Source organism: Cellvibrio sp. GW822-FHT04B05 (assembly GCF_058800985.1).
The window spans coordinates 587,822-600,125 of sequence record NZ_JBXAMU010000001.1; the positions used below are offsets into that span (position 1 = coordinate 587,822).

13 protein-coding genes are annotated in these 12,304 nt (G+C 48.0%); 8 read left to right on the forward strand and 5 right to left on the reverse strand.

All coding sequences use genetic code 11. The features are described 5' to 3' along the window. Positions 1 to 170 precede the first annotated feature (170 nt). A complete protein-coding gene (locus AC1RJL_RS02375) occupies positions 171 to 521 on the forward strand; it encodes a pentapeptide repeat-containing protein (RefSeq protein WP_492911143.1) in 351 nt (116 codons plus the stop codon). A gap of 211 nt (positions 522 to 732) precedes the next feature. Then, complete coding sequence (locus tag AC1RJL_RS02380) at positions 733 to 1,989, forward strand: glycosyl hydrolase (RefSeq protein WP_492911144.1); 1,257 nt, start codon at positions 733 to 735, stop codon at positions 1,987 to 1,989. A gap of 41 nt (positions 1,990 to 2,030) precedes the next feature. On the opposite strand, the gene AC1RJL_RS02385 is transcribed toward AC1RJL_RS02380, so the two are convergent. Together AC1RJL_RS02385 and AC1RJL_RS02390 are read right to left on the reverse strand one after the other, a co-directional pair. Continuing rightward, a complete protein-coding gene (locus tag AC1RJL_RS02385; protein ID WP_492911145.1) occupies positions 2,031 to 2,657 on the reverse strand; it encodes a TetR/AcrR family transcriptional regulator in 627 nt (208 codons plus the stop codon). A gap of 84 nt (positions 2,658 to 2,741) precedes the next feature. After that, entirely contained in the window at positions 2,742 to 3,485 is a 744-nt protein-coding gene (locus tag AC1RJL_RS02390) for a hypothetical protein (RefSeq protein WP_492911146.1), read from the reverse strand. A 422-nt stretch (positions 3,486 to 3,907) separates the two neighbouring features. On the opposite strand from AC1RJL_RS02390, the gene AC1RJL_RS02395 reads away from it, so the two are divergent. Together AC1RJL_RS02395 and AC1RJL_RS02400 are read left to right on the forward strand one after the other, a co-directional pair. After that, complete coding sequence (locus AC1RJL_RS02395) at positions 3,908 to 4,396, forward strand: DUF3465 domain-containing protein (protein WP_492911147.1); 489 nt, start codon at positions 3,908 to 3,910, stop codon at positions 4,394 to 4,396. A gap of 86 nt (positions 4,397 to 4,482) precedes the next feature. Next, positions 4,483 to 5,172 (forward strand): VIT1/CCC1 transporter family protein, encoded by a 690-nt coding sequence (locus AC1RJL_RS02400; protein WP_492911148.1) that lies wholly within the window; start codon positions 4,483 to 4,485, stop codon positions 5,170 to 5,172. Here AC1RJL_RS02400 and AC1RJL_RS02405 read toward each other — a convergent pair. Beyond that, positions 5,169 to 5,888, reverse strand: a complete 720-nt coding sequence (locus AC1RJL_RS02405) for a type 1 glutamine amidotransferase (protein WP_492911149.1) — start codon at positions 5,886 to 5,888, stop codon at positions 5,169 to 5,171. The two genes, AC1RJL_RS02400 and AC1RJL_RS02405, sit on opposite strands and share 4 nt — an antisense overlap. 322 nt (positions 5,889 to 6,210) lie before the next feature. Here AC1RJL_RS02405 and rhlB point away from each other — a divergent pair, with 322 nt between their 5' ends. The 4 genes from rhlB (at position 6,211) to AC1RJL_RS02425 (ending at position 10,937) form a co-directional block, all read left to right on the forward strand. Continuing rightward, entirely contained in the window at positions 6,211 to 7,800 is a 1,590-nt protein-coding gene (gene rhlB / locus AC1RJL_RS02410) for an ATP-dependent RNA helicase RhlB (RefSeq protein ID WP_492911150.1), read from the forward strand. A 77-nt stretch (positions 7,801 to 7,877) separates the two neighbouring features. Next, positions 7,878 to 8,750, forward strand: coding sequence for a DMT family transporter (locus AC1RJL_RS02415; protein WP_492911151.1), 873 nt, complete (start codon positions 7,878 to 7,880; stop codon positions 8,748 to 8,750). A gap of 28 nt (positions 8,751 to 8,778) precedes the next feature. Then, complete coding sequence (locus AC1RJL_RS02420) at positions 8,779 to 9,588, forward strand: DODA-type extradiol aromatic ring-opening family dioxygenase (protein WP_492911152.1); 810 nt, start codon at positions 8,779 to 8,781, stop codon at positions 9,586 to 9,588. Between the two features lie 86 nt (positions 9,589 to 9,674). Continuing rightward, complete coding sequence (locus AC1RJL_RS02425; RefSeq protein ID WP_492911153.1) at positions 9,675 to 10,937, forward strand: response regulator; 1,263 nt, start codon at positions 9,675 to 9,677, stop codon at positions 10,935 to 10,937. Positions 10,938 to 10,972: 35 nt separating this feature from the next. On the opposite strand, the gene cysZ is transcribed toward AC1RJL_RS02425, so the two are convergent. Beyond that, positions 10,973 to 11,707: a sulfate transporter CysZ gene (gene cysZ / locus AC1RJL_RS02430; RefSeq protein WP_492911154.1), complete on the reverse strand. Its 735-nt coding sequence runs from the start codon at positions 11,705 to 11,707 to the stop codon at positions 10,973 to 10,975. Between the two features lie 6 nt (positions 11,708 to 11,713). Further along, positions 11,714 to 12,301, reverse strand: a complete 588-nt coding sequence (gene rrtA, locus AC1RJL_RS02435) for a rhombosortase (protein ID WP_492911155.1) — start codon at positions 12,299 to 12,301, stop codon at positions 11,714 to 11,716. Between the last annotated feature and the right edge of the window lie 3 nt (positions 12,302 to 12,304).

The following is a 12,304-nucleotide window of genomic DNA, read 5'->3' on the forward strand; positions in this document are numbered from 1 at the left end:
GGCTTTTTAACAGGATAATTACACTTCTTAAATGCGGATGTAACCGTTTTCAGTATAATGTTCGCGGCGCTGGGATCAGTTAAGCAAATCCGGAATTACTGGGCTATAGTCAAAACAAATAAGGTTGAATCTGTTTTATTGAAACTAAAGCCAGTTAAAGGGAGTCCGTCATGACCAAGCCTATTGTCCATAGCAATCCTTATTACGAGCTGTTGCGTTCCGAGCGTGTGGCTGAATTTAACCAACGCAAAGCGCGCGGCGAAGTAAAAATGGATATGTTGCGCGGCGGCGATTTCCGTGGCCTGGATTTGCGTGAACTGGATGCCGGCGGCCTGGATTTGCGTGATGCCTATTTTCGCGGCGCTGATTTGCGCGGAATTGATTTCCGTACAACACAATTGGAGGGTGCCAGTTTTTGCCAGGCACATATCTCCGGTTGCTTTTTTCCGCGCGAAATTCATGCTGATGAACTTCGTCTTTCATTTGATCTCGGTATACGCGTGCGTTACCAGAATAATTGAAATCCACAAATCCGAAGCATCTTTAATAAGAAGCACCATAAATAAAAAGTTATAACCGAACCAGGGGGGAACTTATGTTCTTCACGTCGGCACACGTCAAAAACACCAGCAGCTGCGCCATAGACTTATAAAAAGTTAAAAGTCTTTCACTGAAATTCAGAATATTTCCGAGAGGATAACAATGAAAATTTTTTGTATACCGGGATCATTAATGATACTGGTGCGTAGTTCGCTTTTTGCAATCGCCGCTTTCGCTATCGTCGGCTGTGATAAATCCGGTGAAACTGCTGATGTAGGGCAATCCAATATGGTGCAAACCGCAGCGGCACCGGTTGAGATTAACATCGTCAATAAAAATGCGACTGCTGAAACCCGCTCGTTATTTGCATTTATGCTTGGGCAGCGCAAGAAAGCCATCATGTTTGGTCACCAGCATGACACTACCCAAGGGTTGACGATTACGACTACTGATGGAACCCAGTCAGATACCTTTAATGCAGTCGGTGATTTCGCGGCAGTCTACGGTTGGGATACGCTTTCAATCGTTACGCCAAAATCAGAAGGCGACATAGTTGAGCAAGTCAAAAAAGCTTACGCACGCGGCGGCATCATTACCGTCAGCGCGCATTTTGATAATCCGATTACTGACAAACAAAAAGGTGAATGGCCAGTTGGTACATCCTGGGATAAAACGGCTGCAGTAGTTGCTGCGTTGCCGGGTGGTGAGTTCAATAGTGTTTATAACGGCTACCTCGATCAGCTCGCCGATTGGGCAAATAATCTCAAAGACGATAATGGAAAATTAATTCCGGTCATCTTCCGTATCCTGCACGAAAACACCGGCAGCTGGTTTTGGTGGGGCGCAGAGCAGTCAACGCCTGAGCAATATAAAAAATTGTACCAATACACGGTGGAGTATCTGCGCGATACCAAAGGCGTAAACAATTTCCTGTTTGCGTACTCACCCAATAATTTTGCTGATGTAACCGAAGCTAATTATCTGGAGCGCTACCCAGGTGATGCATGGGTTGATGTATTGGGTTTTGATACCTATGGACCCGCAGAAAATAATGCAGATTGGTTTGCCAACGTAGTCGCAAATGCGTCATTGGTTGTACGTATGGCTGAAGCGCGTGGAAAAGTGCCGGTTATTTCTGAAATCGGTATTCGTGCTCCGGATATTGAAGCAGGAAAGTATGATAACCAATGGTATCGCAAATTAATTGGCGGTTTGAAGGCCGACAAAGATGCACGCAATATTGCTTTCTTGCTGACTTGGCGCAATGCACCGGAAGGCGTTCCTGGTCCGGATGGTAAAAACGTTCCGCATTATTGGGTACCAACCAATCGTGAAGAAAATATTAACAATGGTACTTTGGCGGATTTGCGTGAATTCTACAAAGATGAGGCCACTGCATTTAATGGCGATATCACCGGGGTTTACAGTATTCAAACCAGCATTAAATAGAGCAGCATTTTAAAAGAAAAATTTGCTGACACGGGTGATATTCAGTGCTGTTTGTGAGTTGCATCGTTTGCCCGTAAGGTGTCGATGTAGTCGTTTAAAGTGCCGAATAAATCGCCCAGCAACCCGGGCGCTTGCATGCATTTCGCAGCGCCCATAATTCCTTGATAGCTGCTAAAGATAAACATTGAAATTTTAACCGGATCTATGTCTTTTCTCACGATTCCGCTGACTTGACCTTCCTCAAGTGCGCGCACGATAGTCATGTGGGAGTTTTCAAATACTTTTTCCAGCCGCTGGTGAAATCCGGCATCAATGGCTGCCATTTCCTGATTCAGGTTATTCATTGGGCAGCCGTTAAAAGAAGCCGCATTTTGAAAAGACTCCGCTTTGCAAACAAACATTTGTTGCAGTGTTGTAAGGGGATCATTGTGCTGCTGGAAAAACTCTTGCCAGACCGTCTGGAAGTGCCCCATTAATACTTCGTCTACTACGGCATAACCCAAGGCTAATTTGTTAGGGAAATAATGGTAAAGGGCGCCCTTGGCCAATTTGGTTTTTTGCAGGATTGCGTCAATGCGCATCCCTTGATAACCGTTTTGAAAAATTTCCTCGCGTGCCGCTTCAAGTATGCGGGTGCGGGTTTGTTCAGCATTGCGTTCAGTGGCCATAATTGTCTCTTGGGTACTTGGTCATTTTTTTGTTATCACTTTTTCATGACATCCCAGTGAACCATTCGAAGAAATACAGCGCCGTTAAAATGACGGCGCCTGGATTTTTACCTCATCTGTTTTGATGTTATTCGCCAAACCTGCGGAGAAGAATAACAGGCAGGCATTGAGTTCAAATGTCTCCTCAAACCACAGCGATAGACTCTTGTCGATGCTGAATAGTTCCTTGTCAAACGGCCAGCCACAGGCGTAGAGCACGCAGGCAAGCATGGTGATAAGGATGGTTGGTGAGAGCAGAATTTTACCAATGTTGCGCAGCACCAGCTTGATGCGGCGCGACATGTGCGCAACAAAACCCAGGATCATTAAGAGGGTAATGACACGCAGTACTTTCTCCAATGCATCCCAAGCTGCGCTGGTGCCGAGCTTATCAATATCAACTTCGCGAAGAAAAAGTGCGAACGCAAACAGGGCAAGTCCCATACGAATATCACGCTTTAATCCCGAGTCATGCACGGTAAATGCACATATGCCTTGTACCAGTGCAGCCAACACGAGGAAGGCACCCTGACTCAATTCCAGCAGCGCGTTTTCGGCGGTTATCAATGGGTTAATTTGCCAGAACTCGAAGCTCAGCGTGGTGGAAATCGCCAGTAAACCGATAATCAAAAAAGCCAAGGCTACCGATCGGACCCGATTGGTGTAGCTCATTAATTCCAGCGAAAAAGGCTGGAAGTCAGACAGGTGATAGGGTGTGCGTAATTCCAGACGTGGGAAGCTTTGCAAGAGCGGCATTTGCGCAAGTGAGGATTTAAAAATATTTTTCATTAACGGTGTGCTCCTTGAGCGATCTTTTTAGTTCTTGAGGTTTAAGTACCTGCAACCCAACGCTGGATTGGTCCCCACAAACTGAATCCACATTGAAGTCAGCTGGTCACGCAACCTGGTTTGAAGTTCCTTTTTCTCCATTATAGGTAATGACATTGCGCCATCGGTTGCTCTGGTATGGCTCGAAAGCAGCATAAAAAGGACAACAGACCATTTGGTCGGTCGCTATTAAATAACAGACCAAATGGTCTGTCAATTTAACTTTTGTCAAAATAGGTGGGCTGGATAGTCCGGTTTGGGCCGGGTTCTATGGGTAAAACTACCTGGGTCGATTGCACGGGTTCGCATTAACAGTCTGGACGTGCCGGGTTATTCTACGTGCCTTTAGGACGGTTATAGAGTTAAAGCCTCGAGAGAATTTCATGAAACCACGCAGTAAATTGAAACCTTTATTTGCCTTGCTGATTTTTGCCTTGGCATTGGTAATGCTTAATGGCGTCAATAAGCAACAGCTGCTGGAATCCGCAGACGCACAAGAGCAACTTATCCTGGTCGGTGAGGGTAAAAGTGTTGCCGCCGGCGATGTATTGATCGCCGAGGCATTTCGTAGTGGGCGTTCCAATATTCAAGTGGGTGCTGAGGGCAGGGTGGTACGCATTTTGTCTGATGACAATAAAGGCAGTCGTCACCAGCGATTTTTAATTGAACTTGAATCTGGCCATTCCTTATTAATCGCACATAATATTGATCTGGCGCCACGCGTAGACAATTTGCGTGAGGGTGAACTGCTGGAGTTTTACGGCGAATATGAGTGGAATGAAAAAGGTGGGCTCATCCATTGGACACATCATGACCCCAGAGGTAAACATCCTGGCGGCTGGTTGAAATACCAGGGGCGTGTGTATCGATAATGTTCAAGTGCGGCTAAAGTTGTTTCAGGTATTGCTAATTTTCAGTCTTAACTATTTTATTGATTTCATTGAAGAGCTTTTAACTTATGCGGCATCGCGAAAGACATCGTTCACATCATTCCGGTTGGTTGCGCGCGGCAGTGTTGGGCGCGAACGATGGCATTATTTCCACCGCCAGTTTGATGATGGGAATTGTGGCGGCCAAAGCGGATTCGTCAGCCATAGTGCTTGCGGGTGTTGCCGGTTTGGTTGCGGGCGCAATGAGCATGGCTGCGGGTGAATATGTATCGGTGCGTTCGCAGGCGGATACTGAAGCTGCTGATCTCGCACGTGAAACCCGCGAGCTGGAAAATGATGTTGCCGGTGAGCATCGCGAATTGGAGGAAATTTATGTAGCGCGCGGACTGGAGCGCAATCTTGCCCGCGAAGTTGCGCAGCAATTAATGGCGCACGATGCCCTGGGTGCCCACGCACGCGATGAATTGGGCATCACCGATATTAACAATGCACAACCGCTGCAAGCCGCATTAACCTCGGCTGCAACCTTCGCGACGGGTGCGTCTATTCCACTGTTGGTGGTATTACTTCATCCAGTTGAATATCTCTCTTTTGCAATTACTTCTGTCTCGCTTTTAGCACTGGTTTTATTGGGCGGGCTTGCGGCAAAAGTAGGTGGTGCGAATGTGTGGATTGGCGCTGCACGTGTTGGTTTTTGGGGCGCTGCCGCTATGGCATTAACAGCAGCGGCAGGGCATTTATTTGGCGTTGTACTTTAACTCGCGTCCCGTTTTTGTTCAGATTTTTTGTCAAAAATAACCGCGATCACTTCACTCATGGCGCGATTGATCTGCGCAAATTTTTCACGGCTGGCGAGAATGTCTTTCGCACTTTGTGTATAGCGCGAGCCGTCAATGTCCTCCGCACAATGTTCAATTAATGCTTGCGCTGACGCGAGTGTTGTCTCCAAATGAAATTGGAAACCGAACACCTGGTTATTGTAACTGTAAGCTTGGTTTGCACACCCTTCGCTGCTTGCCAGATGTACGGCACCGGACGGTAAAGCGAAGGTGTCACCGTGCCAATGAAATACATTCGGGTTGCGGGTAAATACCTGTGCGATAGGATGATTGGCCGCAGCCGGATTAATGGCAATCGGTAGCCAGCCAATTTCTTTATATGCATTGCGAGTCACTTTTGCACCCAATACATCGGCGATCAACTGCGCGCCCAGGCAAATTCCCAGAACAATTTTGCCCGCTGCAATCGCCTCTTTTATCAAAACTTTCTCATTGGCCAGCCAGGGGTGGATTGCCTCGTCGTAGATGCCCATAGGCCCGCCCATAACAATCAATGCATCAAAACTGTTCACGTCCGGTGCTTTGTCACCGCAATACCAATGGGTGGTCGTAACAGGGTAATTCCGGGCGCGAAAATCATCTGCCATGCTGCCAATATCTTCAAAAGGCACATGTTGCAGGCTGTGTATTTTCATGGAATGTTTCCTTGTGTTGTTCCAAGTCTAGGCGCGAATGCGAATGATTATGCAGAAATCTTGCCGTTTGAGGTGTATTAATTCCATACAATTGGCGCCAAAGCCGCTGATTGCATGATGATTGGTGTATACTCGGGCACAGTTCGTGCGTGTAATTAACATACTCTTTGTGCACTCCTTCCGCTGTTTCACCCACAGGTTTGAAACCCTGATGCCAGGTTAAACCCCATGCATAAATGTGAAAGAGCATTTACTACAGGTGAGTCTGCGCGACTTGCCTTCAAGCCTGAGCCTTCAAGCTTCAGCCTTGCAATAACTTTTGGTGAATAGATTGATCGGAAATTTCTTTAAAAAACTGATAGGTTCAAGTGCGGAAAAACCTGAAAAGAACGAGGCCACATCCAAGCCCGCCAGCGACAAACCAACCGCAAAAAAACATCCCCGCGACCGCAACAGCCAGAACAATCGCGGTAACCGCAATTCTCGCGATCAGCGCCAGGGCCAAAAATCCGAGCAGACGGCAGTGTCTGCACCGCGAGACCATGCGCCAAAACCCCGGCATCAGGATTCCCGCCCGAAAAAAGCCGTCAAAGTTGATCATGGCCCTTGGGATATTGCTGAATTCCCGGTGGAGGAAGTGGAAGGCAAAACCCGCTTCCACGATTTTGATCTCGATCCGCAATTGATGCGCGGTATTGCCGATCTCGGGTTCAAATACTGCTCGCCTATTCAGGCGCAGTCGCTCCCTTATGCGTTGCAAGGTAAAGATGTGGTCGGCAAAGCCCAGACAGGCACCGGTAAAACCGCGGCGTTTTTGACGGCGATTATCGATGACCTGCTTAAGAATCCGATCACTGAAAAACGCTACGCCGGTGAAGCGCGTGCGCTGATAATTGCCCCGACGCGCGAGCTGGTGATCCAGATTGCGGAAGATGCCAAAGGCCTGTGCAAATACACTGATTTGAAAATCCATACGCTGGTAGGTGGCATGGATTACACCAAACAGCAGCGCCATCTGCATGAAGATTTGGTCGATATTTTGGTGGCGACTCCCGGTCGTCTACTCGATTTTTGCGGCAATAAAGATGTGTACCTCGATCAATTGGAAGTGCTGGTTATCGACGAAGCAGACCGTATGCTCGATATGGGCTTTATCCCGCAGGTGCGTCAAATTGTCCGCCAGACGCCCAAGCGTGAAGATCGCCAGACGCTGTTTTTCTCCGCCACCTTTACCGATGATGTGCGCAATTTGGTAGAGCAGTGGACTTACAAACCGGTCACTATTGATATCGAACCTGAGTCTGTTGCCAACGAGCGCGTTGACCAGCATGTGTATCTGGTGTCGACCGAAGAGAAGTACACGCTGTTGTATAACCTGATCCAACAAGAGCATGCCGAGAGCATGATCGTGTTCGCCAACCGTCGCGATGAATGCCGCGATTTGCAGGAGAAACTGCAGCGCCACGGTATCAAAGCCGGTTTACTCTCCGGTGAAATCGCGCAGAACAAGCGTGTTTCAACGTTGGATGCATTCAAGTCCGGCGAAATCAAAGTACTGGTGGCGACCGATGTTGCGGGACGCGGAATTCATATCAGCGGCATCAGCCACGTAGTGAATTTTACTTTGCCGGAAGAGCCGGAAGATTATGTACATCGTATTGGCCGTACCGGACGCGCGGGCAAAAACGGTACCTCGATCAGTTTCGCTTGTGAAGATGACGCATTGCTGCTGGAGCCGATTGCAAAGTTGTTGGGTAAGCCAATCAAATGCGAGCAACCGCCCGAATATCTGTTATTGACCCCGCCAGAAAGCTTGCCTGCACCGCCGCGTGCCCGTACCAACGAACGTTTTAGCAATCGCTCGGTCGGCAATCGCCCCGGTGGCAACCGCAATCGGAGGCCACGCCACTAATATTGATCCTTATTGGTAAGCGCTGAGTTATTGATTCGCCCGGTTCCTCGCCGGGCATACCATCCTCGGGAATGGTTATGTCCTCTGCCAAATCCGCCTTGTTGACCCTGCATTTGGGTGCCTTCCTGATGGGGGCGACAGGGCTCTTCTCCAAAATCATCGAATTACCCGCTTGGGATATCACCGGCTACCGCACCTGGATTGCGGCGCTGGTGTTATTCGCCTGGGTGTATTGGCGCGAGCGCAACCTTGGCCTTAAATCTCCCCGCGACTATGGGCGGATGTTGCTGCTCGGTGTTCTGCTAGCGCTGCACTGGGTAACGTTTTTCTATTCCATGCAGGTCGCTAATATTGCCGTAGGCATGATTTCGCTCTACGCCTATCCGGTTGTTACAGTATTTCTCGAGCCCTGGATAAAACGCACCAGCCTCGACTGGCGCGATGTCGTCAGCGGTTTGTTAGTCTTGATAGGTATTTACTGCCTCGTCCCCGAATTCGATATCGATAACAACATGACCCAAGGCGTGATCTGGGGTGTGATCTCGGCACTTACCTTTGCGGTGCGCAATTTACTGTTAAGTTATTGGTTTAGCGACCAGACCGCCGCGCGCTCAATGAGTTATCAAGTATTGATCGTTGCGCTGTTAATGACACCTGTTCTATTGCTCTCGCCACATCAACCGAGCAGCCATGATTGGTGGCTATTGATCTGTCTTGGAGTTGTGTTTACCGCATTCACCCATACATTGTTGGCATACTCTCTGCGTTATTTAAAGGCGAAGACCGTTGGTTTGGTTGCCTGCTTGCAGCCTGTCTATGCGGTCATATACGAAATTGCGATGCTGCATACTTATCCGGATTGGAGCACCATTATCGGCGGCAGCATTATTATGGCAGCGGCGATTTATGAATCAGTGCGCGAGCACAACAAGGCTAATGCATTGCTGTGATGCGCGTCGATAATCTCACGGGGGATTTATGACTCACTCATTAATGCCGGTTGTATTCGTGCCTCATGGCGGCGGTCCTATGCCTTTATTGGGGGATGCCAACCATCGCGAACTGACACAATTTATGTGTTCCATCGCGGCCAACTTGCCGCATCCGAAAGCGATTGTAGTTATCACTGCGCATTGGGAAGAAGACGTGGCGAGTATCACTTATTCGCCCGCGCCGGACATGATGTATGACTACTACGGCTTTCCACCCGAGAGTTACGAATTCAACTATCCGGCACCGGGCGATCAACCGCTGGCGAAACAAATCCAGCAGCTATTGCAGGAGCAAAATATTTCTGCACGTTTGGATAACCATCGCGCCTTCGATCACGGTACTTTTGTGCCGCTGATGTTGATGTATCCCGCCGCTGATATTCCCGTGGTGCAATTATCCTTACTCACCTCACTTGATCCTGTCGCGCATATCGCCATTGGCAAAGCGCTCGCACCACTGCGTGAACAGGGTGTATTGATTGTTGGCTCGGGTATGTCGTTTCACAATATGCGCGCGTTTTTCTCCAATGATCCGTCGATAAAAGGTCGAAGCGAAACCTTCGACAATTGGCTAGCTGAAACATTGACGGCATCGCAATTGACGAATCCCGAGCGCGCCGAGCGTTTGCGCAATTGGGCAGTTGCGCCCGACGGTCGTTTTTGTCATCCGCGTGAGGAGCATTTACTACCCTTGCATGTATGTTGGGGGGCGGCGAGCCAAGGCTCAGCGGTAGCAGAGCAAAACTTCAATGGGCTGTTATTTAACACGGCTATTTCTGGCTACATCTGGCGTTAAAGCGCAGTTTAATCAGCGACTTGGCGCATTTTTCAAAAGATTGGCTACACTCAATGGATACCTGCAAAATCCTTGAGTGTTAGTCAATGAAAAAAATTCTGGTAGTTGAAGACAGTGAAATGGTGATGAAGATTTTGCGTCACCTGGTGCAAAGTTCGTCGCTCGCTTACGAAGCCGTTTATGCCACTACCTTGGCGCAAGCCACCGCGCTCTATGAGCAATATCCCCAGGATTTTTTTGCCGCATTGGTCGATTTAAATTTGCCTGATGCACCTAACGGCGAAGTGGTTGATTTTGTCCTCAGCAAAAAAATTCCCACTATCGTGCTGACCGGCAGTTACGATGAAAAACGCCGCGAGCAATTATTCAACAAAGGCATCGTGGATTATGTTACCAAAGAAGGTCGCTACGCTTACAGCAAAGCGATTGCCATGATCAATCGCCTGGAAAAAAACCAGCAAATAAAGGTGTTGGTGGTGGACGATTCGGATATGTCCCGCAAGCATATGGCGAATTTATTTCGTCGCCACTTATTCCAGGTGTTGGAAGCGGTCGATGGCGTGGACGCGATTAAAGTCTTGCTAGAGAATGCGGATATTAAATTATTAATCACTGATTACAATATGCCTAAAATGGATGGCTTTGAATTGGTGCGCAACCTGCGCTACAAATACGACAAAACCGATTTGATTATGATCGGTGTATCGGGCGAGAGCAGCGAGGCACTCTCGGCCAAATTTATCAAACACGGTGCCAACGATTTCCTGCGTAAACCTTTCCATCCGGAAGAGTTCTATTGCCGTATTATTCACAATATTGAATATCTCGAACTGGTTGAGCAAATTACCAATAATGCCCAGCGCGATCATCTCACCGGTTTATACCATCGTTCCTATTTTTTTAACGCCGCACGCGAGCTTTATAGAAGTGCACAAGAGAAAGCGGCGCCGCTCGCAATGGCAGTCATTAATATTGATAATTTCAGTGAAATCAACCAGCGTTATGGAAATGCCTGGGGCGATGCAGCGCTCAAGCAAATTGCTGCCAGCTTGAATAATATGCTCGGCCGATTTTTACTGGCGCGCGCTGATAGCGACGATTTTTACGTATTGATGCCCGGACTCGATCATGAAAAAGCGGCTGCGCTACTCAGTAAAGTTAAACAATTACTTGCGGCTGAAAATTGCGTGATTAACGGTGAATCACTACGTTTTTATTTTAGTGCCGGGGTGACTGGCCAATTGCATCAAAGTCTGGATCAACAAATTGCCCAAGCCAATACCTATTTACGCCACGCAAAAGAAGCGGGCGGTAATATGGTGGTGGATGATGGTGATGCAGAAGAATAAATCCGCAGGGGCGCGATGAATCGCGCCCAATTTCTTTACAGCTGTTTTACTTCCCTTACCCAATAAAGCGTTGCACCCGCGACTGCTATCGGTGTTACAAAAATATTCAGCACCGGTACCATGCTACCCAACAAAATAATTCCACCGTAAGAGTAACTGGTCAGTTGTTGCTTGTTTAGCCGGCGGCGTAGCTCACGGAAACTTAACTGATGGTTGTCAGCCGGATAATCGGAATATTGCACTGCCATGCACCAACAGCTCCACATAACGCCGATCACCACGCCCGCCAGATTGGCGCCGGGAATAAAAAATAGCATCACAAACAATAAAAATATTAGCAGGCCGCGGCTGACAAAATACCAGAGCTTCACTGCTTCACGTTGTAACGTACGTGGAATCAATAGGCTCCAAGGTTCATTTGGCGGTGTGACGCCGGTTAAATGCGTTTCAATTTTTTCAGCGAGCAAACCAAAGAAAGGTGCGGCGAGAAAGTTGGTGATGATGTTAAAGCTGTAACCGTAGACAACTAAAAATACAAACCCCACCAATGGCCACAATAGCCAGGCAAGCCAATCCAGCCAGGTAGGTGACCATTCCTGAACTTGCGTAAAAAAATCACCGAAGGCATGAAAGAGTGCTATGGTCACTACAACAAATATAAGCAGATTGATCAGTAGCGGAATCAAAATAAAGCGCCGAAAACCCGGCTTTATAATGAGTCGCGCGCCCTCAAAAAAATAATCGATTGCCTTGCCTGGAGAGCCTTGCATTCGCATTTACCTTTTCAATTTAGTTAATAACCAATTACCACCGGCAAACAGGGCTCCGGCGATTGCCCCGTAAACATGGGATTCAACCGCAATTGCCACGGGAATTAATTCCTGTAGATTCGTCGCTTCATAACCCGGTAAATTTTCCTGAATCAGTTTTCCGATCAGTAGGACTAATCCGCCTACTTTAATCCATATCGGATATGCACGGGTTTGTATCAGCCCAACCACAATCAATCCATGTATTGCGCCGGATAAACCGGCATAGGGCGAATATTCAGGGCTGAACACACACACACCTATCCCTACTGCCAAGCAGCACCATAACAACAGAAAGCTATATTTTCTGAGCGATACATCGTTAAAAAAAACAACGCTGCATAATCCAAATGCAGCAACATTCATCAGGGTGTGCGCCCAACCAAAGTGTACGAAATTGGCCGTTAGTAAACGCCAGTATTCGTCGTTTACTACTTTGGTTGCTTCAAGGCTGAGAAAGGGGAATAGCGGGTTTTCAAACGCCGTTAACAAGAGCATCAACGCGCTCAATGCGATATAGAAATAAAAACCCGGTGATGGCTGAATGTTATGCATGAA

Bases quoted from the DNA above. Each gene is read 5' to 3' on its own strand.
- AC1RJL_RS02375 (WP_492911143.1), top strand. From the start codon at position 171: ATGACCAAGCCTATTGTCCATAGCAATCCTTATTACGAGCTGTTGCGT.
- AC1RJL_RS02380 (WP_492911144.1), top strand. From the start codon at position 733: ATGATACTGGTGCGTAGTTCGCTTTTTGCAATCGCCGCTTTCGCTATC.
- AC1RJL_RS02385 (WP_492911145.1), bottom strand. From the start codon at position 2,657: ATGGCCACTGAACGCAATGCTGAACAAACCCGCACCCGCATACTTGAA.
- AC1RJL_RS02390 (WP_492911146.1), bottom strand. From the start codon at position 3,485: ATGAAAAATATTTTTAAATCCTCACTTGCGCAAATGCCGCTCTTGCAA.
- AC1RJL_RS02395 (WP_492911147.1), top strand. From the start codon at position 3,908: ATGAAACCACGCAGTAAATTGAAACCTTTATTTGCCTTGCTGATTTTT.
- AC1RJL_RS02400 (WP_492911148.1), top strand. From the start codon at position 4,483: ATGCGGCATCGCGAAAGACATCGTTCACATCATTCCGGTTGGTTGCGC.
- AC1RJL_RS02405 (WP_492911149.1), bottom strand. From the start codon at position 5,888: ATGAAAATACACAGCCTGCAACATGTGCCTTTTGAAGATATTGGCAGC.
- AC1RJL_RS02415 (WP_492911151.1), top strand. From the start codon at position 7,878: ATGTCCTCTGCCAAATCCGCCTTGTTGACCCTGCATTTGGGTGCCTTC.
- AC1RJL_RS02420 (WP_492911152.1), top strand. From the start codon at position 8,779: ATGACTCACTCATTAATGCCGGTTGTATTCGTGCCTCATGGCGGCGGT.
- AC1RJL_RS02425 (WP_492911153.1), top strand. From the start codon at position 9,675: ATGAAAAAAATTCTGGTAGTTGAAGACAGTGAAATGGTGATGAAGATT.
- cysZ (WP_492911154.1), bottom strand. From the start codon at position 11,707: ATGCAAGGCTCTCCAGGCAAGGCAATCGATTATTTTTTTGAGGGCGCG.
- rrtA (WP_492911155.1), bottom strand. From the start codon at position 12,301: ATGCATAACATTCAGCCATCACCGGGTTTTTATTTCTATATCGCATTG.